At 72.6% G+C, this 25,337-nt stretch carries 19 protein-coding genes and 1 other RNA gene; 12 read left to right on the top strand and 8 right to left on the bottom strand.

Going from position 1 to position 25,337, the window contains the following annotated elements:
* Window positions 1–88 precede the first annotated feature (88 nt).
* On the bottom strand, window positions 89–3,409 hold the full coding sequence (locus AB0N31_RS33695; RefSeq protein ID WP_366062308.1) for an FHA domain-containing protein: 3,321 nt from the start codon (window positions 3,407–3,409) through the stop codon (window positions 89–91).
* A 387-nt stretch (window positions 3,410–3,796) separates the two neighbouring features.
* Here AB0N31_RS33695 and AB0N31_RS33690 point away from each other — a divergent pair, with 387 nt between their 5' ends.
* The 4 genes from AB0N31_RS33690 to AB0N31_RS33675 all read left to right on the top strand — a co-directional run bounded on the left by AB0N31_RS33690 (window position 3,797) and on the right by AB0N31_RS33675 (window position 9,397).
* Window positions 3,797–5,464 (top strand): protein kinase, encoded by a 1,668-nt coding sequence (locus AB0N31_RS33690; RefSeq protein WP_366062307.1) that lies wholly within the window; start codon window positions 3,797–3,799, stop codon window positions 5,462–5,464.
* A gap of 201 nt (window positions 5,465–5,665) precedes the next feature.
* Window positions 5,666–6,928 (top strand): serine/threonine-protein kinase, encoded by a 1,263-nt coding sequence (locus tag AB0N31_RS33685; protein WP_366062306.1) that lies wholly within the window; start codon window positions 5,666–5,668, stop codon window positions 6,926–6,928.
* 183 nt (window positions 6,929–7,111) lie between these two features.
* Entirely contained in the window at window positions 7,112–8,218 is a 1,107-nt protein-coding gene (gene prfB, locus AB0N31_RS33680) for a peptide chain release factor 2 (protein WP_363088577.1), read from the top strand.
* Window positions 8,219–8,521: 303 nt separating this feature from the next.
* Complete coding sequence (locus AB0N31_RS33675) at window positions 8,522–9,397, top strand: hypothetical protein (protein WP_366062305.1); 876 nt, start codon at window positions 8,522–8,524, stop codon at window positions 9,395–9,397.
* An 82-nt stretch (window positions 9,398–9,479) separates the two neighbouring features.
* Here AB0N31_RS33675 and AB0N31_RS33670 read toward each other — a convergent pair whose 3' ends face one another.
* On the bottom strand, window positions 9,480–9,671 hold the full coding sequence (locus tag AB0N31_RS33670) for a hypothetical protein (protein ID WP_366062304.1): 192 nt from the start codon (window positions 9,669–9,671) through the stop codon (window positions 9,480–9,482).
* Between the two features lie 237 nt (window positions 9,672–9,908).
* Here AB0N31_RS33670 and ftsE point away from each other — a divergent pair, with 237 nt between their 5' ends.
* The 5 genes from ftsE to ssrA all read left to right on the top strand — a co-directional run bounded on the left by ftsE (window position 9,909) and on the right by ssrA (window position 13,938).
* Complete coding sequence (gene ftsE, locus AB0N31_RS33665) at window positions 9,909–10,598, top strand: cell division ATP-binding protein FtsE (protein WP_067235911.1); 690 nt, start codon at window positions 9,909–9,911, stop codon at window positions 10,596–10,598.
* Between the two features lie 36 nt (window positions 10,599–10,634).
* Window positions 10,635–11,552, top strand: coding sequence for a permease-like cell division protein FtsX (gene ftsX / locus AB0N31_RS33660; protein WP_366062303.1), 918 nt, complete (start codon window positions 10,635–10,637; stop codon window positions 11,550–11,552).
* Window positions 11,553–11,620: 68 nt separating this feature from the next.
* Window positions 11,621–12,790, top strand: coding sequence for a S41 family peptidase (locus AB0N31_RS33655; RefSeq protein ID WP_366062302.1), 1,170 nt, complete (start codon window positions 11,621–11,623; stop codon window positions 12,788–12,790).
* Between the two features lie 80 nt (window positions 12,791–12,870).
* Window positions 12,871–13,404 (top strand): SsrA-binding protein SmpB, encoded by a 534-nt coding sequence (smpB, locus tag AB0N31_RS33650; RefSeq protein ID WP_366062301.1) that lies wholly within the window; start codon window positions 12,871–12,873, stop codon window positions 13,402–13,404.
* Between the two features lie 145 nt (window positions 13,405–13,549).
* Window positions 13,550–13,938: a transfer-messenger RNA gene (gene ssrA / locus AB0N31_RS33645) on the top strand.
* 81 nt (window positions 13,939–14,019) lie between these two features.
* Here the strand turns inward: ssrA and AB0N31_RS33640 are convergent.
* From AB0N31_RS33640 to AB0N31_RS33615, 6 genes are all read right to left on the bottom strand, one after another.
* Window positions 14,020–15,030, bottom strand: coding sequence for a LacI family DNA-binding transcriptional regulator (locus tag AB0N31_RS33640; RefSeq protein WP_366062300.1), 1,011 nt, complete (start codon window positions 15,028–15,030; stop codon window positions 14,020–14,022).
* Window positions 15,030–17,288 carry an alpha-xylosidase gene (gene yicI / locus AB0N31_RS33635; protein WP_366062299.1) on the bottom strand — a complete coding sequence of 753 codons (2,259 nt, stop codon included), beginning with the start codon at window positions 17,286–17,288 and terminating at the stop codon, window positions 15,030–15,032. The genes AB0N31_RS33640 and yicI overlap by 1 nt, the downstream gene beginning before the upstream one ends.
* A 12-nt stretch (window positions 17,289–17,300) precedes the next feature.
* Complete coding sequence (locus tag AB0N31_RS33630; protein ID WP_366062298.1) at window positions 17,301–18,125, bottom strand: carbohydrate ABC transporter permease; 825 nt, start codon at window positions 18,123–18,125, stop codon at window positions 17,301–17,303.
* Window positions 18,122–19,090, bottom strand: coding sequence for a sugar ABC transporter permease (locus tag AB0N31_RS33625; RefSeq protein ID WP_366062297.1), 969 nt, complete (start codon window positions 19,088–19,090; stop codon window positions 18,122–18,124). Before AB0N31_RS33625 ends, AB0N31_RS33630 begins: the two co-directional genes overlap by 4 nt.
* Window positions 19,087–20,379, bottom strand: a complete 1,293-nt coding sequence (locus AB0N31_RS33620; RefSeq protein ID WP_366062296.1) for an extracellular solute-binding protein — start codon at window positions 20,377–20,379, stop codon at window positions 19,087–19,089. Before AB0N31_RS33620 ends, AB0N31_RS33625 begins: the two co-directional genes overlap by 4 nt.
* 119 nt (window positions 20,380–20,498) lie before the next feature.
* Window positions 20,499–21,725, bottom strand: a complete 1,227-nt coding sequence (locus tag AB0N31_RS33615; RefSeq protein ID WP_366062295.1) for an MFS transporter — start codon at window positions 21,723–21,725, stop codon at window positions 20,499–20,501.
* Window positions 21,726–21,808: 83 nt separating this feature from the next.
* Between AB0N31_RS33615 and AB0N31_RS33610 the strand changes: the two genes are divergently transcribed.
* The 3 genes from AB0N31_RS33610 to AB0N31_RS33600 all read left to right on the top strand — a co-directional run.
* Window positions 21,809–22,822 (top strand): LysR family transcriptional regulator, encoded by a 1,014-nt coding sequence (locus AB0N31_RS33610; protein WP_366062294.1) that lies wholly within the window; start codon window positions 21,809–21,811, stop codon window positions 22,820–22,822.
* A 426-nt stretch (window positions 22,823–23,248) separates the two neighbouring features.
* Window positions 23,249–24,145, top strand: a complete 897-nt coding sequence (locus tag AB0N31_RS33605; protein ID WP_366062293.1) for a translation initiation factor IF-2 — start codon at window positions 23,249–23,251, stop codon at window positions 24,143–24,145.
* A 369-nt stretch (window positions 24,146–24,514) separates the two neighbouring features.
* Window positions 24,515–25,337: polysaccharide deacetylase family protein (locus tag AB0N31_RS33600; RefSeq protein ID WP_366062292.1), on the top strand; the 823-nt coding region annotated here is incomplete at its 3' end.

Genomic DNA, 25,337 nt, shown 5'->3' with positions numbered 1-25,337 from the left:
CGATACTGGTTGTATCGGGGCGATCCCGACAACGCGGCGAGCGTGCGTGCCAGGCGTCGCCGGGCAGACGGGACTTTCGAAACACGCCCTAGAGCAGCGAGGGCACCTCCGCCGCCGAGACCTCGCGGGCCGCCCGCTCCAGGGCGCTGGCCAGGAGGGCGAGGTCGGTGGGGCCGTTGCCCAGTTCGCGGACGGGTCTGCGGGCTGGCGGATCGCCCATGCGCTGCCACTCCAGGGGGACGACCGTGGGGCGCAGGGTCGCGGTGCGGGGGATGCGGCCGGTGACCCGGCCGCCCTGGAAGGGGGTCAGCCGGCCGTCCGCGCCCCTGAGCCGGCCGCGGCCGGGGGCCGGTTCGTCGGGGCCCGAGCCCGGTGCGTCGAGGACGATCCGCACGGTGGCCTGCCGGGCGGGCTCGGACTCCGCCGTACGGCCGCCCGGACCGGTGGCGGCCACCAGGTGCACGCCGAGCCGCTCGCCCTCGCGGGCCACCGCCTCCAGCGCGCGCATCACCGACCCGGCGGCGGGACGGCCGGGGGAGCCGAGCGCGGGCGAGACCAGGGCGTCCAGGTCGTCCACCACGACGACCAGGCGGGGCAGCGGCGGGGCCGCCTCCGTCCGTCGGCGGGCCGCCGCGCCGGGGCGCAGCCGCAGGGTCGAGCTGGGCGGGGTGTCCAGGTCCGCGGCGCCGGTCCCCCCGCCGGACGGCTGGCGCTGCGGGACGATACGGCCGGACACCGCGCGGTGCGTGTGCCACTCGGTGAAGTCGGACCGCCCGAGCAGCTCCGCCCGCCGCTTCAGCTCGGCGGCCAGCGACTGCGCGAACTCCCGCATACGGACCGGGTCGTTGGCGGTGAGATGCGTGGTGACATGCGGTACGTCCGTGCAGACCCGCAGGCCCTCGCCGTGGCCGGCGCCCGCCTTGCCGACGGTGTCCCGGCCGTCCAGCAGGACGATGCCGAGCCGGTCGGGGCGCTCGGCGGCGGCCAGCGAGGCGACGACCGCCCGCAGCAGCTCCGTACGTCCGCTGCCGGGCGGCCCCTCTATCAGCAGGTGCGGGCCCTCGGCGGACAGGTCCACGGCGACCGGGCCGCGCGGGCCCGCGCCCAGCACGGCCGAGGTCCGGCCGCCGAGGGCCTCGGTGTCGTCGGCCGCGTCGGCCCAGCGGGCCATCAGGGAGGCCGGGGTCGCCCGGGCCAGGCCCAGCTCGTCGAGGAGGCGGGCCGACGGGGGCAGCGGGGCGGACACGCGCGCGGGGCGGTCACCGCCGTCGGCGGCGGTCTCCGGGCGCAAGGGCGCCAGGGCCCGCGCGAACCGCTCCGCCCAGGCGGCGGAGACCGCGTCGACGGCACCGACCGTGCCGTGGCCCACCGGGCCCGGCCGCTCGGACTCCGACCCGGCGGGGGCGACCCGCAGCAGCCGCAGCGCGGTCGCCACATCGCCGCTGAGCAGTGCCACCGCCCCGCACGCGCGGAAGGCGGGCGCCGCCGCGCAGGCCGCCTCGTACACGTCGGTGACCGGCGCGGCGGGGGAGGCGGCGGCCGTCTCGGCCAGGCACAGGACGTGGATCCCGGCCCGCGGGCCGGCCGTCGCCAGCCGGGCCGTCGCCTCGCGCAGCGCGGCAGTGCCGGGGTCGCCGTCCACGACGAGGACGGTGTACGGGCCGGGGAAGCCGGCCCCGGTGTCGTCCGTCACCGCCCACGAGGGGCGGCGGGCCGTGCCGCGCGGGGCGGGCACGGGCGCCGCGACGCCGTCCGTCAGCCGGTCGTCCAGGCGGCGCAGCAGTTCGTCGGCTCGGGCGGTGGCCTGGTCGACGTCGTGGGCGAGCAGAAGACGGCAGTCCTGGCCGTGTCCAGGGCGCAGGTGCGGCAGCCAGCCCAGCCAGGACCACTCGGCGACCCGCTCCTCCTCGGAACGCGCGCGGTCCGTGCTGATCAGGACGATCTCCAGCAGGTCCGGGGAGTGCAGCGCGGCGAGCTGCGCCAGCACCGCGCGGGCCAGCCCGGCCAGCCTCGGGCGCGGCCCGGCCAGACCCAGGGCGCCGGCCTCGCGCAGGCCCGCCGTCACCGGTACGGCGGGCAGCAGCGAGCCGTCGGGCGCCACCCGGTCGGCCGTGCCCAGCCGGACGGCGAGCGTCTCGGAGTGACCCGGTCCGCGCTCCCACAGGCGCGGGCCGGGGCCGAGCGCGGTCAGCAGCAGGGCGGCCGGGTCCGGCCAGGTGTCCGGGGCGGACGGCGGTCCGGCGGGCGGTTCCGGCTCCGCCGCGGTCGGCCGGTCGTCGTACGCCTCGGGATCGTCCGTCTCCTGCGGGCCGCCCCGGCCGCCGGCCAGCCGGCGGGCCCAGGCGGACAGGCCGCCGCGCCTGCGCAGCCCCTGCGGCACCTCGGTGCCGCGCAGGGGAGTGCCCTTGCGGGAGGTGCTGCCGCCGTCCTCGTCCGGGGAGGGCCGGTACGGGCCGTCCGCCCCGGCAGGGTCGGCGAAGGAGCCGAGGCCCGAGCGGCCGCCGTGGGTGGCGTCGTGGTTCTCGACGGGCGGTGCGCCGCCCTGGCCCGGCACGAGGGACGTCGGCGCCCGCTCGCCGCGGGGGCGTGCGGAGCCGTGCCAGTCTGCCGTGCCGTAGGCGTGGCCGGTGGGCGCGGCGGGGCCGGTGGGGGTGCCGTCGTCGCTCCCGCGCGGGTGACGGGACTCCGCGGCGCCGGGACCTCCGCGCGCGGGGGTGGCCGCGGGCTGCGGACCCGCGCACGGCACCCGGACGTGGCCCTCCCCGTCGGGGGTCGTGGCGACCCGGGCACCCGGACCGCCGGGCGGCGCCAGCCGCAGGGCCGACTCGCCGACGCGCAGCAGGGCGCCCGGGGCGAACCGGAGCGGACGGCTCTGCACGCGCGTGCCGTCCAGGGTGGTGCCGTTGGTGGAGCCGAGGTCGGCGACGGTGACCTGGCCGTCGGCGGAGAGCGTCACCGCGCAGTGCAGGCGGGAGACGTCGGGGTCGTCGAGCGGCACGTCGGCCTCGGCGGAGCGGCCGACGCGGATCCGGCCGCCGTGCAGCAGGTGGACCCCGCCCGCGTCCGGGCCCGCCACCACGTGCAGCCGGGCCGGGGCGTCGTCGACCTCCGGATGCGGCTCGGGATCGGCCGGGGCGCCGAGGCAGAGCACGGCGCCGTCGATCAGGGGTGGTTCGCCGAGGGTGCAGCGCTGGGCGTCGAGCCGCTGCGCGCCCGCGTAGAGCACGGGCTGTGCTCCCCCGGACGGAGCGGTGCCCCCCTCGCCGGAGACCGCCGCGGCCAGGGCGGACGCCACCGCGGCCAGAGCCGTGCCGGCGGGCGCCGTGACCAGCACGTCGCAGTTCGCGGCGCGGTCCCGTGTCTCCCCGGGCGGGCCCTGCGGGTCTACGACGGTCAGCCGGATCTGCATCGCCGTCAGCGGTCCCTTCTGCCCGGGCGCGGACTTTCCCCCACCCCACACGAGCACGTCGGCCAGTACTCCAGGCATCCTCGCACCTGTCACCGACAATGCGCCCGCCACCGAAGCGCAAGTGATCTTGATTGGTCGGCTCTGCCCGCAAAAGTGCCTGGCCGATGACTCGCGGATGACCGCTTGAGATCGGTCACGTCCGCCTCCGGCAACCAACGGACCGGGGCGGGCGTCTTTCCTTCGAACATGTACGGGGAGGGGCGCGTGACCGTACGCAAGGGCGTGCGGAAGGACCGAAGGACCACAGGAAGACGACAGCCCCCTGCCGGGAGCGCGGCACTACAGTGGGTCGGAACACAGGCAAGCAAGCAGCAGGGAGCGCGTGACGTGCGGCCAGTCGGCAGCAAGTACCTGCTCGAGGAGCCGCTCGGACGCGGCGCCACGGGCACCGTCTGGCGAGCCCGCCAGCGCGAGACCGCGGGCGCCGAGGCGGCCGTGGCCGGCCAGCCCGGCGAGACCGTTGCCATCAAGGTCCTCAAGGAAGAACTCGCGAGCGACCCCGACATCGTGATGCGTTTCCTGCGGGAGCGCTCCGTACTGCTCCGGCTGACCCACCCCAACATCGTCCGGGTCCGCGACCTGGTCGTCGAGGGCGATCTGCTGGCCCTGGTCATGGACCTCGTCGAAGGCCCCGACCTGCACCGCTACCTGCGCGAGAACGGCCCCTTCACGCCCGTCGCCGCCGCTCTGCTCACCGCGCAGATCGCCGACGCCCTCGCCGCGAGCCACGCCGACGGCGTGGTCCACCGCGACCTGAAGCCGGCCAACGTCCTGCTCCTCCAGAACGCCGGGCAGATGCACCCGCTGCTCACCGACTTCGGCATCGCGCGCCTCGCCGACTCCCCGGGCCTCACCCGCACCAGCGAGTTCGTCGGCACGCCCGCCTACGTGGCGCCGGAGTCCGCCGAGGGCCGCCCGCAGACCTCCGCCGTCGACATCTACGGCGCCGGCATCCTGCTGTACGAGCTGGTCACCGGCCGTCCGCCGTTCTCCGGCAGCTCGGCCCTCGAGGTCCTCCACCAGCACTTGAGCGCCGAACCCCGCCGCCCCTCCACGGTGCCCGAACCGCTGTGGACGGTCATAGAGCGCTGCCTGCGCAAGAACCCCGACGAACGCCCCAGCGCCGAGAACCTCGCGCGCGGACTGCGCGTCGTCGCCGAGGGCGTCGGCGTGCACGCCAACTCGATGCAGATCGCCGCCGCCGAGGGCGTGGGCCACCTCCTCGCGCCCGATCCGGCGCCCGCGACCGTGCCCGGCGCGCCCGCCGGCGGGTACGACCCGAACGCCGCGACCAGCGTGCTGCCGCACACCACCGGGCCCGGCGGCCCGCCCGGCGCCGCGGACCCCACCGCCGTCCTGCCGCACGCCGGCGGCCCGGCGGGCGCCGCCGACCCGACGGCCGTCATGCCGCCGGTACCGCCGCACCAGAGCGGCGGACACGGCCCGCAGGGACAGCGGCCGGAGGAGCCGCACCCCTGGCAGAACCAGCTGCGCGCCGCCCGCGACCGCAACGAACAGACCCAGGTCCAGTACCTCGACCCGAACGAGGACCCGCTGCGCCGCCGCCCCCAGCGGCAGGTCGCCCGCCCGCAGCAGCAGCCGCAGCAGCAGCCGCAGCAGCAGAACTACGGCCGGCCCCAGCAGCAGCCGCAGCAGTACGCCCCGCAGCAGCAACCCCAGCCGCGGCGGTACACCCCGCAGCCCCAGCAGCAGCCGCCGCAGCGGCCCGCGCCGGAGCCCCGCCCGCCGCGGGAGCCGCGCGCGCCGAGGCAGCGCAGCGCCAACCCGATGAAGATCCCCGGACTCGGCTGCCTGAAGGGCTGCCTGTTCACGGTCGTCATCTTCGTCGTGGCCGGCTGGCTGATCTGGGAACTGACCCCGCTCCAGGACTGGATCGGCACCGGCAAGGGCTACTGGGAACAGCTCGGCGACTGGTTCGACACCGTGAGCGACTGGATCGGCGATCTCGGAGCGAAGACCGGCGGCGGAGCCTGACGGACGGACCCGTCCGGGGGAGCCCGACGGCGACTCTGGCGATTTGTCGACTCCTGGCGGGTGATTTCCGTCTCCGAGGTGAGGATTGCCTCGCGGGGCGCGTAGGTTTGTCGGCCGGGGACCGGGGGCCCGCGGCCCGGCCGCCGACGCCGGCGCCCCCGGACGGCGCAGCGTCGGCACCACGCGTCTGTAGGAGCAGCCTTGGCACGGAAGATCGGCAGCCGGTACACCGCCCACCAGATCCTGGGACGGGGCAGTGCCGGCACGGTGTGGCTGGGTGAGGGACCGGACGGTCCCGTCGCCGTCAAGCTGCTGCGCGAGGACCTCGCCTCCGACGAGGAGCTGGTGGGCCGCTTCGTGCAGGAGCGCACCGCCCTGCTCGGTCTGGAACACCCCCACGTCGTCTCCGTCCGGGACCTGGTGGTCGACGGCAACGACCTGGCGCTCGTCATGGACCTGGTGCGCGGCACGGATCTGCGGACCCGCCTCGACCGGGACCGCCGGCTCGCGCCCGAGGCCGCGGTGGCGATCGTCGCGGACGTCGCCGAAGGGCTCGCCGCCGCGCACGCCGCCGGGATCGTCCACCGGGACGTCAAACCGGAGAACATCCTCCTCGACATGCAGGGCCCGCTCGGCCCCGGCGGCTCGCACCGGGCCCTGCTCACCGACTTCGGCGTCGCGAAACTGATCGACACCCCCAAACGGACCCGCGCCACGAAGATCATCGGCACGCCGGACTACCTCGCCCCCGAGATCGTCGAGGGCCTCCCGCCGCGGGCCTCGGTGGACATCTACGCCCTGGCCACCGTGCTGTACGAGCTGCTCGCGGGCTTCACGCCGTTCGGCGGCGGGCATCCGGGCGCGGTGCTGCGCCGGCACGTCACCGAGTCCGTCGCCCCGCTGCCCGGCATCCCCGACGAGTTGTGGCAGCTGATCGTGCAGTGCCTGGCCAAGGCACCGGCCTCCCGGCTGCGGGCCTCCGAGCTGGCCGCCCGGCTGCGCGAGCAGCTGCCGTCGCTGGCGGGGATGCCGCCGCTGGACGTGGACGAGCCGGACGCCGAGGCGGCGGAGGGCGAGCCGGGGGCGAGCCGGGCCGACGCCCCGCCGACGCCGGCCGCCCCCGACGCCGACGGGCGGGCCCGGCGGGGGTCGGTGTCCCTGGTGCCCGGCGCCAAGCCGGACTCCAACCGGGACACGCACACCTCGATGCGGGTGCCGGCGCCGGACGAGCTGGCGGGCGGGGCGCACGGGACGGCACGCGTGCCCCGGGCGGCGGGGACGCCGCGGCCGGGGTCGGCGCGCAACCGCGCGGCCACCCGGCGGCGGCGGATCGTCGTGGGGGTGGCCTCGGTGGTGCTGGTCGCCGCGGCGGGCGTGGGGACGTGGGCGGCCACGGCGGGTGACGGCGACGAGGGCGGGCCCGGGTCCGGGGAGTCGGGGAACTCGGCGCCGGCGGCGCCCTGAGCGGGGAGTTCCGCCCCGCCGCCCCTTGCCCCCTCGAACCCGGGGACCGCGCCCCCGGACCCCCTGTCGGCCCGGACGGCCTCGTCCCCGGACGCCGGACGGACCGGACGCGCCGACCGGTGCTCACAGGGGCGCCCGTGACCGTCGGCGCTCGCCGCTTGGCGGAGCCGTTACGCTGGAGGGGTGGCAGTCGTCGATGTATCCGAAGAGCTCAAGTCCCTCTCCTCGACCATGGAGTCGATCGAGGCCGTTCTGGACCTCGACAAGCTGAGGGCAGACATCGCCGTGCTCGAGGAGCAGGCGGCCGCGCCGTCCCTGTGGGACAACCCGGACGAGGCGCAGAAGATCACCAGCAAGCTGTCCCACCTCCAGGCCGAGGTCAGGAAGGCCGACGCCCTGCGCGGCCGGATCGACGATCTCTCCGTCATGTTCGAGATGGCCGAGGAGGAGGACGACCCGGACGCCCGTGCCGAGGCCGAGTCCGAGCTGGTCGCCGTCAAGAAGGCGCTGGACGAGTTGGAGGTCCGGACGCTGCTCAGCGGGGAGTACGACTCCCGTGAGGCGCTGGTCAACATCCGCGCCGAGGCCGGTGGCGTCGACGCCGCCGACTTCGCCGAGAAGCTCCAGCGGATGTACCTGCGGTGGGCGGAGCAGAAGGGCTACAAGACCGAGGTCTACGAGACGTCGTACGCCGAGGAGGCCGGCATCAAGTCGACCACCTTCGCCGTGCAGATCCCGTACGCCTACGGCACCCTCTCCGTCGAGCAGGGCACGCACCGGCTGGTGCGCATCTCGCCCTTCGACAACCAGGGACGCCGCCAGACCTCCTTCGCGGGCGTCGAGGTCCTCCCCGTGGTCGAGAAGACCGACCACATCGAGATCGACGAGTCCGAGCTGCGCGTGGACGTCTACCGCTCCTCCGGCCCCGGCGGCCAGGGCGTGAACACCACCGACTCCGCGGTGCGCCTCACCCACCTCCCCACCGGCATCGTCGTCTCCTGCCAGAACGAGCGGTCGCAGATCCAGAACAAGGCGACCGCGATGAACGTCCTCCAGGCCAAGCTGCTCGAGCGGCGCCGCCAGGAGGAGCAGGAGAAGATGAACGCCCTCAAGGGCGACGGCGGCAACTCCTGGGGCAACCAGATGCGTTCGTACGTCCTGCACCCGTACCAGATGGTCAAGGACCTGCGCACCGACTTCGAGGTCGGCAACCCCGAGGCCGTTTTCAACGGTGAGATCGACGGGTTCCTGGAGGCCGGCATTCGCTGGCGCAAGCAGCAGGAGAAGTAACTTTGTCGACAAGGCAACTGCCCCCGCGATGGGGGCGGTTGCCTTTTCGCTTGCCTGCGTTTCCCGGCATGTCTGGGTTTTACGTCACACTCACATCTTCAACGTCCGGCAAAGCATGCCGAGTTGGACATTGCGTGCGCAACGGCCTTGACGATGCTGGGGAAAATCGGAAGGGTGAACGGTGGCATGCGTATCTCTGGGGCGCATGTGAACCGGGGGGCTTCGCCAGTTCCGGCTACCCCCGTCGATCACCGCCCCGACGCGGCCTCATCGACGATTTCGGCTACTGGGGGTAGCAACCTTATGACCAAGAAGACGCGCGTCCGCATCGCGCGCATCGCCGCGGGCGCAGTGATCGCCGCAGGCGCCTCGCTGACGGTGGCGGGTGTCGCTTCGGCCGCCGGCGACCAGGACGGCCTCAGCGGCCTCGTGGACACGTCCGGCGACGTCACCGTGCAGACGGGCGACGACCCGATCTGCGACATCGTCGCCAATCCTGACTGTGAGGACTCGAGCGGCGGTTCGTCCGACGGTGGTTCCTCGGACGGTGGTTCGTCCGACGGTGGTTCCTCGGACGGTGGTTCGTCCGACGGTGGTTCCTCGGACGGTGGTTCGTCCGACGGTGGTTCGTCCGACGGTGGTTCGTCCGACGGTGGTTCGTCCGACGGTGGTTCCTCCGACGGTGGTTCGTCCGACGGTGGTTCCTCGGACGGTGGTTCCTCCGACGGCGGTTCGTCGGACGGTGGTTCGTCCGACGGCGGCACCGGCAACAACGGTGGCTCCAACGGCAACGGCGGCTCGAACGGCAACTCCGGCAGCACCGGCGGCAGCTCCACCACCGGTGGCTCCGGCAGCACCGGCGGCAGCTCCACCACCGGCGGTTCCGGCAGCACCGGTGGCTCCACCACCGGCGGCTCGGCGACCGGCGGTTCCACCACCGGCGGTACCGGCACCACCCCCGACGGCACCGCCGCTCAGGAGGTCGGCAGCTCCGCGCTGACCGACACCTCGGACGCCACCTCCGACAACGTCGCCCAGGGTGGCGGCAAGGAGCTGGCCGAGACCGGCGCCGGGCAGACCACCTTCCTGATCATCGGTGCCGCCACGATGATCGTCGGCGGCGTCGGCTTCCGTGTGCTCCCGCGCCTCGTGGAGGGCCGCGGCGGAGCCGCTGCCTGACGGTGGGTAGCCGCACCGGCACGTGACGTACGCGCGAAGGGCCCGGAGCCGACAGGCTCCGGGCCCTTCGGCGTCGTACGGGCTAAGCGGTCTGGTGGGCGAGCAGCGCGAACGCGGCCACCAGCACGGCCAGCAGCGCGATCAGCGCCATCGGGTTCAGTCCCGCGAAGAAGTTCTCCTGCTGCAGCCGCTCGCGGTTCGCGCGGCACACCGAGCACCGGCCCTCGCTCACGGGCGCGGCGCAGTTGGCGCACACCAGCCGGTCGTACGTCATGCGCTCGCCCTCCTTGCACCGGTTCCACCTGGACAACGCCCGCGGTGACGCGAACGTTCCCCTCCACTCTGCCAGGTTCCGAGGGATTCAGCGCGGGGTCCCGGCAGGAGCTGCCTCACAGCACGGTCGACGTACAAAAACGCACAAGCCGCACGCAACCGTGACCGCTGCCTGCGCGCGCGTCCCCGGTTCGCGTATGGTCACGCTCATCTACCCCCGGCGACCCGTGGTGCATCCGTGATCCGATTCGACAATGTCTCCAAGGTCTACCCCAAGCAGACCCGCCCCGCACTCAGGGATGTGTCCCTGGAAGTGGAGAAGGGCGAGTTCGTGTTCCTCGTGGGGTCCTCCGGCTCCGGAAAGTCCACCTTCCTGCGGCTGGTCCTCCGCGAGGAGCGGTGCAGCCACGGTCAGGTGCACGTCCTGGGCAAGGACCTCGCGCGCCTGTCCAACTGGAAGGTGCCGCAGATGCGCCGCCAGCTGGGCACCGTCTTCCAGGACTTCCGGCTGCTCCCCAACAAGACGGTCGCCGAGAACGTCGCCTTCGCGCAGGAGGTGATCGGCAAGTCCCGCGGCGAGATCCGCAAGTCCGTGCCGCAGGTGCTCGACCTCGTCGGGCTCGGCGGCAAGGAGGACCGGATGCCCGGTGAGCTGTCCGGCGGTGAGCAGCAGCGCGTGGCCATCGCCCGGGCCTTCGTGAACCGCCCCAAGCTGCTGATCGCCGACGAGCCCACCGGCAACCTCGACCCGCAGACCTCCGTCGGCATCATGAAGCTGCTCGACCGGATCAACCGGACGGGCACGACCGTGGTGATGGCGACGCACGACCAGAACATCGTGGACCAGATGCGCAAGCGCGTCATCGAGCTGGAGAAGGGCCGCCTCGTCCGCGACCAGGCCCGCGGCGTCTACGGCTACCAGCACTGACCGCGACCGTCCACGGAAAGGCTTGAACAACCCGCCATGCGCGCCCAGTTCGTACTGTCCGAGATCGGTGTCGGTCTCCGCCGCAACCTGACGATGACCTTCGCCGTCATCGTCTCCGTCGCCCTGTCGCTCGCCCTGTTCGGCGGGTCGCTCCTGATGAGCGACCAGGTCAACACGATGAAGGGCTACTGGTACGACAAGGTCAACGTCTCGATCTTCCTCTGCAACAAGAGCGACGCCGAGTCGGACCCCAACTGCGCCAAGGGCGCGGTGACCGACGACCAGAAGAAACAGATCAAGTCCGACCTCGGCAAGATGGCGGTCGTCGACTCGGTGACCTACGAGTCGCAGGACGATGCCTACAAGCACTACAAGGAGCAGTTCGGGGACTCCCCGCTGGCCAGCTCCCTCACGCCGGACCAGATGCAGGAGTCGTACCGGATCAAGCTGAAGGACCCGCAGAAGTACGAGGTCATCGCGACCGCCTTCGACGGGCGGGACGGCGTGCAGTCGGTGCAGGACCAGAAGGGCATCCTCGACAACCTCTTCGGACTGCTCAACGGCATGAACTGGGCGGCGCGGGCGGTGATGGCGCTGATGCTCGTCGTGGCGCTGATGCTGATCGTCAACACCGTGCGCGTCTCGGCGTTCAGCCGACGGCGGGAGACCGGGATCATGCGCCTGGTCGGGGCCTCGGGCTTCTACATCCAGGCGCCGTTCATCGCGGAGGCCGCGGTCGCCGGGCTCATCGGCGGCGGGGTCGCGTGCGGATTCCTCGTGCTCGCCCGGTACTTCATCATCGACAACGGCCTGGCCCTGTCCGAGAAGCTGAACCTGATCAACTTCATCGGCTGGGACGCCGTGCTCACCAAGCTTCCGCTGATCCTCGCCACCAGCCTGCTGATGCCCGCGCTGGCGGCGTTCTTCGCGCTGCGCAAGTACCTGAAGGTGTGACGCATGCCAAGGGGGTCGTACGGTCAAGGGACCGTACGGCCCCTTCGCGTTCGCCTAGACTCACCGCCATGTCAGGCCGCGACCCGCTCTGTTCGCCCCGCCGCTTCGGCCACGGGGCCGCCCTGACCTTGCTGTTCGCCGGCGTGCTCGTGGCGGGCGCGGCGACCGGCTCGCTGCCCGGGAACGGCGGCCGGGCCGCCGCCGACACGGTCCGCGCCACCGGCCCCACCAGCCACCCGGAGGCCGTGACCAGGGCCGCCGAGGAGGCGATGGTCGACGGGAAATCGCCCCTGGAGGCCGCCGAGCGCGCCGTCAGCCGCAGCGGGGACCGCTGGGCGGCGGTGTACTCCGAGCGCGAGTACGAGGAGTTCGCGGAGTCCCTCGACGGCCAGTACACCGGTGTCGGCCTGGAGGCGCGGCGCGAGCGGGACGGCCGGATCGAGGTCACGAAGGTGCAGGCCGGGTCGCCGGCGGCCGCCGCCGGGGTCCGGGCGGGCGACCGGCTGCGTGCCGTCGACGGACGTGCCGTCGACGGACGTCCGGTCACCGAGGTCGTCTCCTTGCTGCGCGGTGACGCGACGGACGCGCCCGCCGGCACCACCGTCCGTCTCGGACTGGAGCGCGGCACGCGCGTGTGGACCGAGACGCTGCGCCGGGCCCGCCTGTCCACCGACTCGGTCACCGTGCGCACCCTCGCCGGGGGCGTCACCGTCATCAGGATCACCGCGTTCACCAAGGGGGCAGGCGACGCCGTCCGCACCGCCGTCGACGCGGCCCCGGCCGACGCCGGCATCGTCCTGGACCTGCGCGGCAACTCCGGCGGGCTGGTCACCGAGGCCGTCTCCACCGCCTCGGCCTTCCTCGACGGCGGCCTCGTCGCCACCTACGACGTCGACGGTGAGCAGCGCGCCCTGCACGCCGACTCCGGCGGCGACACCACGCGCCCCCTGGTGGCGCTCGTCGACGGCGGCACCATGAGCGCGGCCGAGCTGCTCACCGGCGCCCTGCGGGACCGCGGCCGGGCGGTCGTCGTCGGCTCGCGCACCTTCGGCAAGGGCTCGGTCCAGATGCCGAGCCGGCTGCCCGACGGCTCGGTCGCCGAACTGACCGTCGGCCACTACCGCACCCCGTCCGGCCGGACCGTCGACGGCACCGGCGTCACCCCGGACCTGGACGCGGACGACGGCGCGCTGGAGCGGGCGGAGACCGTGCTGAGCGGGCTGGGGGACGCTCCGTGAGCGTCCGTCCGCGCTCCCGGTAATCTGCTTTCCCCCACGGCCCCCTCAGGTGCGAAAATGGCCGCACTATGAACAAGGCAATGTATGTACCCAAGGAGTCCCAGCCGAAGCAGCGCAAGCCGGCCGAGGACAAGACCAAGGGCCAGCGCAAGATCGTCGCGCAGAACAAGAAGGCCCGGCACGACTACGCGATCATCGACGTCTACGAGGCCGGCCTGGTGCTCACCGGCACCGAGGTGAAGTCGCTGCGCCAGGGCCGTGCCTCGCTGACCGACGGCTTCGTGCAGATCGACGGCAACGAGGCGTGGCTGCACAACGCGCACATCCCGGAGTACAGCCAGGGCAGCTGGACCAACCACTCCGCGCGCCGCAAGCGCAAGCTGCTGCTGCACCGCGAGGAGATCGACAAGCTGGCGTCGAAGTCGGAGGACACGGGGCACACGATCGTGCCGCTCGTCCTGTACTTCAAGGACGGCCGCGCGAAGGCCGAGATCGCGCTGGCGCGGGGCAAGAAGGAGTACGACAAGCGGCAGACGCTGCGCGAGAAGCAGGACCGTCGGGAGTCGGACCGCGCGATCGCGGCGGCCAAGCGGAAGCAGCGGGCAGCCCAGTAGCGGTCCTGCTGGGACCGGTGGCGGACCCGGTGACCGGCCGGTCGGCGGGAATGGGCTGGCATCGCGGTGCGTTGGTCACGTACGATGGCGACAGTCCCTCACAGCGGGACGAGCCGCCCCCTCGGGGGCATTGAAAAATCAACATGGGGATGATCGGTTTCGACAGCGGCTGTTGAAGCAGGGGAAGCGTGTCGAGGAAGCGGCAATGATCTCGTTAACCATATGTCGCAAAAAATAATCGCCAATTCTAAGCGCGATTCCCAGTCCTTCGCCCTCGCTGCCTGATAAGCAGTGAGTGAAGGACCCTTAATGGGTGTCAGCCCGGGAGTGTTCCCGGCCCGGATCCTGGCATAATCTAGGGGACTAAACCATCGATCCCGGTCACGGGGTTCGATGGGAAACCAAACAGTGACTGGGCCCGTCGGCGACTTGTTCGCGTGATCGCCGGGGCCGAGAAAATCGCAGCGAACTGCACACGGAGAAGCCCTGATTTTGCACCGTTGGACGCGGGTTCGATTCCCGCCATCTCCACCACCCCATGTGAACGGATAACCCCGCCTCCCTCAGGGAGGCGGGGTTATCTGCTGTCCGTCTTTTTCCTCCCGTCCCTCAAGGTCAGGACGGAGCGCGCGGTCCCGTGCTCGCCCGCGTCGTCAGGCGGGGCGGCAGCAGCGTCGCCTCCGGCACCTCCTCGCCGGCCAGTTTCGCCATCAGCAGCTCCACCGCCCGTGCGCCCAGCTCCGCGGACGGCAGGGCGACGGAGGTGACGGGCACCCGCAGGCTCCCGGCGAGTTCGTCGGGGCAGATCGCCGTGACCGACAGATCGCCGGGCACACGGAGACCCAGCTGCTCGAAGGCGTCGACCAGAGGCTCCAGGACCGCCTCGTTGTGGACGACCACCCCGGTCAGCGCGGGATGCTCGCGCAGCAGCCCTTCGGCGACCCGGCGGGCGGCGTCCGCCGTGCCCTCGCAGGGGTGCACGGCGGAGGTGAGCCCGAACCGGTCCGCGGCCGCCGTGAACCCCTGCACCACCCGCTGCGCGAACGCCGTGCCCCGCACATACACGTCCGGCGGCGACCCGACCAGCGCCACCACCCGGTGCCCGAGCGCCGCCAGATGCTTCACGCAGGCCTCGCCCGCCGCCTGGAAGTCGAGATCGATGCAGGTCAGCCCGGCCGCCTCGGACGGGAACCCGATCATCACGGACGGCCGCCCCAGGGAGCGCAGCAGCGGCAGCCGGGAGTCGCGCAGCTGCACGTCCATCACGATCAGGGCGTCCACCAGCGCCGTGTCCGCGACCCTGCGCAGACCGTCCTCGCCCTCCTCCTGGGTCAACAGCAGCACGTCGTGGTCGTGGCGCCGGGCGGCCGTCACCACCGACACCACGAACCGCATGACGACCGGGACGTGCACACCGGCCCGCAGCGGCACCACCAGCGCCAGTACGTTGGAGCGTCTGCCGGCCAGGGCGCGGGCGCCCGCGTGCGGGCGGTAGCCCAGCTCGGCGATGGCCGCCCCGACCCGCTGCCGGGTCTCCTCGGAGATCGGACGCTTGCCGCTCAGGGCGTACGAGACGGTGCTCGGGGAGACCCCGGCGTGCCGGGCCACATCGGTGATCTTCACCATCACCCGGCCGCCGGCTCCAGCGTGAGGGACCCGGTCCCGGCCGCCGCCCGCGCCACCCGCTCCCCGGCCGCCAGCGCCCACGGCGTCGAAGGATCACTGGACGAGGCCCGCAGCGTGTCGCCCTCCCGTACGACGGTGAAGGTCACGTCACCGGCCCGTACGGTCACCTGCGCGCCCCGCTCGAGGCCGTACGCCCGCAGGGTCACCCCGTCCGCGTGGGCGTAGTCCGGCCGGTCGTCCACCGCCCCCACCGGGATCACCGCCCCCGGCCTGACCAGCAGCGGCACGCTCGAGAACCCGTGGCGTTCGCGCACCCAGCGCGGCCCGGTGACCGTCCGGCCGCTCAGGTAGTGCGTCCAGGTCCCCTCCGGCACGTAGTACGTCACGTCCCCCTCGTCGCTGAACACCGGCGCCACCAGCAGGTCCGGACCGAGCATGTACTGCCGCTCCAGGTGCGCGCACCCGGGGTCGTCCGGGAACTCCAGCACCATCGCCCGCATCATCGGCAGGCCCTCGGCCTGTGCGGTGCGGGCCGCCTCGTACAGGTAGGGCATCAGGGTCAGCTTCAGCCGGGTGAACAGCCGCAGCACGTCGACCGACTCCTCGTCGAACAGCCACGGCACGCGGTACGTCGAGGACCCGTGCAGCCGACTGTGCGAGGACAGCAGCCCGAAGGCCAGCCACCGCTTGAACAGCGCGGGCGTCGGCGTGCCCTCGAAGCCGCCGATGTCGTGGCTCCAGTACCCGAACCCGGACAGGCCGAGCGACAGTCCGCCGCGCAGCGACTCGGCCATCGACTCGTACGTCGCCTCGCAGTCGCCGCCCCAGTGCACGGGGAACTGCTGGCCGCCGGCCGTCGCCGAGCGGGCGAAGAGCACCGCCTCGCCCTCGCCCCGGTGCTTGCGGAGCACCTCGAAGACGGTGCGGTTGTAGAGGTGGGTGTAGTAGTTGTGCATCCGTTCCGGATCGGAGCCGTCCGCCCAGGCCACGTCGAGCGGGACGCGCTCGCCGAAGTCGGTCTTGAAGCAGTCGACGCCCTGCGCGAGGAGGGCCTCCAGCTTCGCCGCGTACCAGTCGCGGGCGGCCGGGCTGGTGAAGTCGACCAGGGCCATGCCCGGCTGCCACAGGTCCCACTGCCACACGCTGCCGTCGGGGCGTCTGAGCAGGTGCCCGAGCGCCTTGCCCTCGGCGAACAGCGGGGAGCGCTGGGCGATGTAGGGGTTGATCCACACACAGATGTGCAGCCCCTTCTCCTTCAGCCGCGCCAGCATCCCCTCCGGGTCGGGGAACACCCGGGGGTCCCACCGGAAGTCGCACCAGTGGAACTCGCGCATCCAGAAGCAGTCGAAGTGGAAGACGGAGAGCGGGAGTTCGCGCTCCCGCATGCCGTCGATGAACGAGGTCACCGTCTCCTCGTCGTAGGAGGTGGTGAACGACGTCGACAGCCACAGCCCGAAGGACCAGGCGGGCGGGAGGGCCGGACGCCCGGTGAGGGCGGTGTACTTGCGCAGGATCTCCTTCGGGGTCGGCCCGTAGACGACGTAGTACGTCAACTGCTGCGACTCGACGCTGAACTGGACCCTGGACACCGTCTCCGAGCCGACCTCGAAGGACACCTTGCCCGGATGGTCGACGAAGACGCCGTAGCCGGCGTCGGTGAGGTAGAAGGGCACGTTCTTGTAGGCCTGCTCGGTCGCCGTGCCGCCGTCGGCGTTCCAGATGTCGACGACCTGCCCGTTCTTCACCAGGGGCCCGAACCGCTCGCCGAGCCCGTACACGCCGGTGCCCACTCCGAGGCCCAGTTGCTCACGCAGGTAGTGGGCGCCGGTCCCGTCCCGCATGATGCCCATGCCCTTGGTGCCGCTGGAGGTCAGGACCCGGCCGTCGGCCAGGAAGTCGACGCGCCACGGCCCGGTCCGGGCCACCCTGACCGACAGCGCGCCGGAGGTGAGGGTGGCGTGCTCGTCGTGGTACTCGGTGCGGGCGGCGGTCTCCTGCCCGGTGAGCTCGAACTCCGGCCCGAGCGGCTGCCCGCCCTCGAAGTGGGTGAGGGTCACCCCGATGACGTCCGGCATCGGGGTGTGCGCGGTGATCGTCACGACCGGCCCTTTCAGCAGGTCGCCGCGGTGGCGGACGGGCCGGGTCGGCGCGTGGATCTCCAGCGTGCCTCCCCCGGGCGCGTCGACGTCGAGGACCTCCACCGGGTGCGCCGAGGTGACGCCCTCGCGCAGCAGCCAGTAGCCGTCGGTGAACTTCACGCGCGCACCCCTTTACTTGACCGCGCCCACGGCGATGCCGCGGGTGAGCGTCCGCTGGAAGACGAGGAAGAAGACGATCGCGGGCAGCACGCCCAGCAGGGCGGCCGCGTTGGTCATCGTGGCGTCCATGAGGCGCTGGCCCTGGAGGACGCCGAGCGCCACCGACACGGTCTGGTTGTCGTTGGAGATCAGCATGACCAGCGGGAGCAGGAACTCGTTCCAGGTCCAGATGAAGAAGAACACCAGGAGGACCCCGAGGGTGGGGCGGCTGACCGGGACCACGATCCGCCACAGCACCTGCCACTTGTTCGCGCCGTCGATGCGTGCGGCCTCGATGATCTCGCGGGGGAACTGCCCGAGCACCGAGGACAGGAGATAGGTGCCGAAGGCCGCCTGGACCACCGTGAACACGATGATCACGCTCAGCCGGGTGTCGTAGAGGCCCACCTGCTTGCTCAGGTGGTAGACCGGGTAGACCAGAGCCTCCTGCGGCAGCATGTTGGCCAGCACGAAGAAGGCGAGCACCCAGGTGCGGCCCCTGATCCGGCCGATGCCGATCGCGTACGCGTTGAGCACCGACAGGGCCGCGGCGAGCACGGCCACCGAGCCGCTGATCAGAACCGAGTTGAACAGTTTCCGGCCGTAGTCGACCCGCTGCCAGAAGTCCTTCAGGCCGTCCAGGTAGAGGCCGTCGGGCAGGCTGAGCGGGCCGTGCGCGGAGTACTCGGCCGGTGACTTGACCGCGTTCACGGCCACGATCGCGAACGGCACCACCATGAACAGGGCGGCCAGGCACAGGGCTACCAGTACCGGGTAGCGGCGTAGGGCGGCGGTCATGCGCGGATCCCCTCCTCGGCGTCCTCGGCGCGGGTCTGGAGTTTCAGGCCGGTCAGGGAGACGGCCAGGATGATCACCGTCAGGACGGTGGAGATCGCGGCGCCGTAGCCGACCTGCGTCTTCTCGAAGAAGGTGGCGAAGGAGAAGTACGACGGCACGTTCGTCGCGCCGCCCGGCCCGCCCTTGGTCAGCACGTACACCGCGCCGAACACCTTGAGCGCGGCGATCGTGCACCAGGTCAGCACGACGTAGGTCTCCGGGCGGATCTGCGGCAGCGTGACGTGCCAGAAGCGCCGCCACCAGCCGGCGCCGTCCAGCTCGGCCGCCTCGTACAGCTGTGGGTCGACGCGCTGCAGGCCCGCCATGAAGACGACCAGCGGGAAACCGATCTGCACCCACACCATCACGCCCATCACGCTGTACAGCGCGATGTCCGGGTCGCCGAGCCAGTCCTGCTGCCAGGAGCCCAGCCCGACCGCCCTCAGCAGTTCGTTGAGGGAGCCGTTGTCGGGGGCGAGGATCCAGCTCCAGACGATGCCGGCCACCGCGATCGGGAGCACCTGCGGGAGGTAGAAGCAGGCCCGCAGCACCGCGGCCCATCGCGGCCCGAAGTGCTTGCCGACGAAGTCGAACAGCGCGGCGGCCAGCACGAGACCGATCACGGTCGGCACGGCCGCCATGGCGAGGACCATGAACAGGCTGTGCCGGAAGGACGCCCAGAACTCCGAGTCGTCCATCAGCTCCCGGTAGTTGGCGAGCCCCGACCACGTGGGACTGCCGACCCCCTGCCAGTCGGTGAAGCTCACGCCCGTGTTCATCAGGAACGGCACGCCGATGACCGCCAGGAAGGCCAGGGTCCCGGGGAGCAGGAAGAGGGCGTAGGACTCGCGGGTACGGGGGCGGCGCGGGCCGGCGCCGAGGTGTTTGCCGACGGCCCGCGTGCCCCGTTCGACGGTGACCGTCATCGCTTCGGCGCACCCTTGTCGTAGGCCTGCTGCAGGGCGCTGAGATAGTCGTCCGGCTTCTCCGCGCCCGTCATCAGCTTCTGCGTCTCGGAGACCAGGACGTCGTAGAAGCCGTTCACCGGCCAGTCCGGGTAGAAGGCCAGGCCGTTCCGCCCGCTCAGCGTGTTGAAGTCGGAGATGAGCTTCTTGGACTTCGGGTCCGTGATGGCGCTCGCGTCGGCCGCGACCGGGACGCCGCCCTTGTTGCCGAGCAGGTTCTGGATCTTCTTCGACAGGGTGATGTCGATGAAGTCGTAGGCGAGGTCCTTGTTCGCGGCGTTCTTCGGGACCACCCAGAGGTTGCCGCCGGAGCCGAGGGTCAGGTCGGAGCCGGGCCACAGGGTGGTGTCCCAGTCGAACGTGGCCTCCGCCTGGAAGCGGCCGTACCACCAGCTGCCGGAGAACAGGATCGGCGCCTTGCCCTGGATGAAGGAGACGCCCGCGTCCTCGGCCTTGGCGCTGGTCGACTTCTCGCTGATGTAGCCCTTCTCCACCCAGTCCGCGAAGGTGTCCGCCGCGTACGTCCAGGCCTCGTCGTGGAAGTCGGTCTTCCCCTTGTACAGCTCGTACGCGTCGACCCAGGAGCGGTCGGCCCTGGAGAGGGCGAGCTGGTAGAGGTACTGCTGGGCGACGTACTCGGCGCCGCCGTTGGCGAGCGGGGTGACGCCCTTCTCGGCGAAGGTGTCCATGGCCGCCGTGAGCTGGTCGAACGTCTTCGGCTCGGCGATCTTGTACTTCGCGAAGAGGTCCTTGTTGTAGTAGACCATCGTGTACTCGGCGTAGTTCGGCATGCCGTACCACTTGCCGGAACCCATGATCCCGTCGGTGTCGTACCTGCTGGTGGTGCTCACGCCGGCGCTGAGCTTCTTGTCCCAGCCGCGCTCGGTCGTCTCGGCCGTCAGATCGGTCAGCAGGCCCTGTTTCGACAGCAGGCCCGCGGTCGCGTTGCCCTTGTTGTACTCCATGAGGTCGGGCGCGTCCGAGGAGTTGAGGACCATGGAGGCCGTCTTCTGGATCTGCTCGAAGCCCTTCTCCTCGACCTTCACCTTCACGCCCGGATGCGTGGCCTCGAACTCCTTGACGGCCTCCTTCCAGGCCTGGCCCATCGCGCTGTCGGGTCCCTCGTAGTGCCAGAGCCGGAGCGTCTTGCCGTCGGACGCGCCGCTGTCCGAGTCGCCGCAGGAGGTCAGGAGAAGCGATCCGGAAAGGATCACTGCCGCGGCCGCCACACGCCTTCGTGTCGTCAACATCGAGTGCCTCCAGGGGACTCGGATGGTTCTTGGGGATGCCACGCAGCGCTCGTCGAATCGATTCGATGCGTGGTGTCGAAGCGCTTCGACGCGGAAGTTATGCGGGAGATGCCGGGGCGTCAATGGATCCGGCCGGAATTAGTGCAAGCGTTTCGACGAGGGGAGCGGACGCGGTACGCCGTGGTGTGGATCAGCAGCGCGGTGCCGGCCGCCGCGACCGGCACCACGAAGGCGGCCGTGGCCGAGCCGTGCTCCACCGCCCAGCCGCCGGACGCCGAGCCGCAGGCCAGGCCGGCGAGCAGGGCGGTGACGACCAGGCTCATGCCCTCGTTGAGGCGGTCCTCCGGGGTGCGGTCCTGGACCAGGGCCATCGCGGTCACCATCGTCGGCGCGGTCGCCATGCCCGCCACCAGCAGGGCCGCCGCCAGTACGGGAAGCGTTCCGGCGGTACGGGCGGCGAGCAGCGGCAGGGACATCAGCACCGCCATCGCCAGCAGGCACCACGCCAGCCGACGGTCCGCCGGGCCGCTCGGTCTGCGCGTCCCGTACGCCAGGCCCGCCGCGCACGACCCCGCCGCCTGGAGCGCCAGCACCACCCCGGCCGCCGAGCGGTGGCCCTCCGCGTCCGCGTAGGCGATCGTGACGACCTCCATCGAGCCGAACACCGCACCGGTGGCGACGAAGCACGCGAGCAGCGGCGGTACACCGGGGGTGTGCAGCGGTGACGCGGAGGTCGTGCGTGCGACGGGCGGCGGCTCGGTCGCCCGCTGGGCGGTGAACAGCAGTACCCCGGTCACCAGCAGCGCCACGCCGGCCAGCGTGCCCGCCTCCGGGAAGAACGTGCCGCACAGGAAGGCCGCGAGCACCGGGCCCAGCATGAAGCACAGTTCGTCGGCGGCCTGTTCGAAGGAGTTCGCCGTGTGCAGGCCGGCCGGGTCGCCCCGGAGCAGATGGCTCCAGCGGGCGCGGGACATGCCGCCGGTGTTGGGCGTGGTCGCGGTGGCGGCGTACGCGGCGAACAGCGTCCAGTCGGGGGCGTCCCCGCGCACGCACAGCACCAGCGCGAGACTGCCGAGCGCCGCGAACAGCGTGGCCGGTACGGCGATCCGGGCCTGCCCGTACCGGTCGACGAGCCGCGCCGTCCAGGGCGCGACCAGCGCGGTCGCGGCCAGCCCGGTCGCGGTGACGGCACCGGCGAGGGCGTACGAGCCGCGGGTGCCGGCGATCATCACGACCGCGCTCACGCTGAACATGCCCATGGGCAGGCGGGCCAGGAGGTTCCCGGCGGTGAAGGCGCGGGCGCCGGGGACGGCGAAGAGACGGCGGTAGGGGTGGGGATGCGGCATGCGCCCACCGTCACCCGCGGCCGGTCACGGGGTCCAACACCTGTTCGGAGCCGATTCACGCACCTCCGTTGTAAATTCGCCGGATGCCCGCCCATGTCGATCCCCGCCTGCTGCGTGCCTTCCTGGCCGTCGCCGAGGAACTTCACTTCACGCGCGCCGCGGCCCGCCTCCACGTCGCCCAGCAGGCCCTCAGCCGGGACGTGCGGCGGCTGGAGCGCGAGCTGGGCGCCGAACTCCTCCTGCGGACCACCCGGCAGGTGACGCTCACCGCCGAGGGTGAGCGGCTGGTGCCCCACGCGCGCGGGGTCCTCCGCGCGCTGGACGACCTGCGCGCCGCGTTCGGCCCGGCCCGGCCGCTGCTGGTCGACCTGAACTCCCCGGGGCTGGCCACCGGCCGCCGGGTGCTGCACCGGGCCCGTGAACTGGCCCCCGAGCACGAGCTGATGGCACGCTTCGAGAGCGGCCTGACGGGTGCGGCCGTGGAGATCGCCGCGGGCCGGCTGGACGTGTCGTTCGGCCGGTACGCGGGCCTGAGCCCGGTGCTGCGCGCCCAGTTGGACCATCAGCTCGTGCGCTACGAGCCGATGGCGGTCCTGCTGCCCGAGGGGCACCCGCTGGCGTCGGCGGCCCGGGTGCCGCTGTCCGCGCTGGCGGGGGAGCGGGTGTACGCGGGCGCGGGGAACCCGCGGACCCCGGAGTGGACCGACCTCGCCCGACTCCTGTTCGAGGGGCGCGGCATCGAGATCGCACCGCCTGTCCCGCTCGCCGTGGGGGAGGAGGAGTTCCGCCGGATCATGGCCAAGGAGCCGTCGCCGATCCTCGCGGTAGTGGGTTTTCCGGCCATGCCTGGAGCGGTGCTGCGGCCGCTCGTCGACCCGGTCCCGCTGTCCCCCGTGTCGCTGGTGTGGCGAAAGGGGCTGGTCCATCCGGCGCTCGAGGCACTGCGCCGGGCGGCGGTCGAACTCGGGTTCGTGGAGGGCTGGTTGGAGCGTCCCGCCGGGGGATGGATTCCAGCCATGGACATGAACATGGCGTGTACCCATAAAAGAGACATCGCACACATCACCCCCGCGCCTGCGCTAGATTCGTCGCCCTGAGCACGCGGGGGTCATAGGGGTGCGCCGACCGGGTGGGGGCCCGGTTTCGTCGGCATGTGCTCGTCGTCTCGGACGCGCCCAGGAACTGGCCCGTGGTGTCCCGTGGGGGGAAACGCACACGTGAAGAATTGGCGGGAAGATGCCCAACCGGATTGCCCGGGAGCGGCATCGCCGACCGGAGACGTACCGGCCGTGAAGGGAGACGTCCAGGAGTTTCCGGGCGATGCGCGACAGCCCGTGAGGGGTGGAACAGGGCGCGGCGACCAGGAGGTCCTCCTGGGTGCCGGCCTCGGGGCGGGCGGCCGGACGTCGACCGGATACCGGGACGACTCGGGGCATACCGGCGAGCCGTCGACCTCGAACGGCCTTTCCGAAAACGAACGGTCGAGCGGTGGACTCCGGGACCCCTGGCAGGAGACCGCGGAAGTGTCCGTCCCCCTGCCGGGCACGGACGCGGAGGACGACGACCCCGACGAGGTGACCGTCCAGCTCGACTCCCCGCACCGGGGGGCGGGCCCGCGCGGCGGCGGCCCGAACGCCTCCGACGCACCCGTGTTCGTCGACGAGTCGGGCCGTCGCAGCCGTACCTTCCGCCGGATCGGCATCGCCGTCGGACTCGCCTGCGCCACCTACGCCGTCGTCATCGTCGGCACGCTCCTGTCCGGGAACGCCGGTGCGCCCTGGCTGCCGGTGCCGGGCCGGAACGACGACGAGCCGGCCGCCCGGGTCGAGACCTCCGACGAACCCATCTCCTCGCTCACCCCGACGCCGCCCGGCTTCGCCGCGCCCGGCCGCCCCGGCCGCACCGCCTCCGGACCCGCTGTGCTCCCGTCGGGTACGGGCGCGGCACCCAGCGCCTCGGGCAGCGCCGTCGTGCTGCCGAGCAGGTCCGCCGTCGCGCCGCGGCCCCTGCCCAGCGGTTCCGGCCGGCCCAGCCCGGTCCTCACCAGCGAGCCCCCGGCCCCGGTGCCCAGCAGCCCGGCCGCGCCCCCGCCGCCGCCCGAGCCGTCCCCGTCCACCACCGCGGAACCCACCCCGTCGCCCTCGCCCTCCCCGGCGGGAGGCGCGGGGACCACGGTGGCGGGAGGTGCGGCGGATCCGGTGGTCGCCGGATCGGAACCGGGGGGCGGTTCTGGTCCGGGGTCCGGCTCCGGCTCTGCATCGGGGTCCGGTTCCGGCTCCGGTGAGGAGACCGGTACGGCCGCGGCCTCGGGTGCCGATCCGGGGGCCGGCTCCTCACCCGAGCCGGGTCCGCCCCCGTCGTCCTCCTCCGGGCCCGACGGCGCCTCCGATCAGATCACGGTGTCCATCACCATCTCCTGAGCCCCGACCTGCCCCGTCCTACGTCGTCCGATCTCACCGGTCGTCACCGCGCCTTCGCGCGTCCGCGCAGCGGCCGGCGGTTCCGGCACGCCGGCCGGTCCGGCCGCGTCGGCCTCCGCCGGCCCGCGGCCCCATCCGTGAGGCTGCCGACGCCCGGCACCGACGTGCCTTCGGCGCCGGCCCACCCGTGCGGCCGTCGGACCCGGCCCCGCGGTCCGGCCCCCTGCGGGCCCGGCAGAGCCCCCGGACCCACCGGCCCGTCGGCACCGCCGTGCCCGGCACCGCCGTCACGCCCTGCACCGCCGCCTCCGTCCCCGTCCCTTTCCGGCATCCGGCCGGCCCGTCCTCGTCCCCGAAAGAACGTCCCTCATGGCTCCACGCAGCAGCCGGCCCACGACCCGAAGGTCCGCCGGACACTCCGCCCACCCCGCGCACGCCCCGACCCCGGCCGCCTCCGACAACGACAACGACGACGAGCGGGGCGGCGCACCGCGGCCGCCCGCGGCCGGACGCCGTGCCGGCCGGGGCCGGTCCCGCGGTCGCCGGACACCGGCAGGCGGCGGCCGGCCCCCCGCCGGGGGCGGCTCCCCGGCGGGCGCCGCCCGCAGACGCCTGCGGCCTCCCCTGCGCCTGCGCCATCTGCTGCCCCTCGTGGTGCTGTTCGCGATGATGGCGATGCTCCTGCTGCGCGGCTACGTGCACAGCGAGGTCCTCGCCGACCACCGCGTCCGCCCGGACGCCGCCGCCGACCGGGTGCCGCAGGCGATCCTCGACGGCGGCCCGGTCGTCGACACCCGCGGCGGCCGCACCGCCAGTCGGGAGGTGCCCGACCACCGCCTGGTCCTGACCTTCGACGACGGCCCCGACCCGGAGTGGACGCCGAAGGTGCTGGACGTGCTCGCGAAGCACCACGCCCACGCGGTCTTCTTCGTCACCGGCACCATGGCCTCCCGCTACCCCGACCTGGTCCGGCGGATGGTCGACGAGGGCCACGAGATCGGGCTGCACACCTTCAACCACCCCGACCTGTCCTTCCAGTCGAAGAAGCGTATCGACTGGGAGCTGTCGCAGAACCAGCTCGCCCTCACCGGCGCCGCGGGCATCCGCACCTCCCTGTTCCGCCCGCCGTACTCGTCCTTCGCCGACGCGATGGACGACAAGTCCTGGCCGGTCACCGAGTACATCGGCTCGC

It is taken from the genome of Streptomyces sp. NPDC051051 (genome assembly GCF_040682975.1).
Taxonomy (GTDB): Bacteria; Actinomycetota; Actinomycetes; order Streptomycetales; family Streptomycetaceae; genus Streptomyces.
This window is presented reverse-complemented; position numbering and strand designations above follow the sequence as displayed.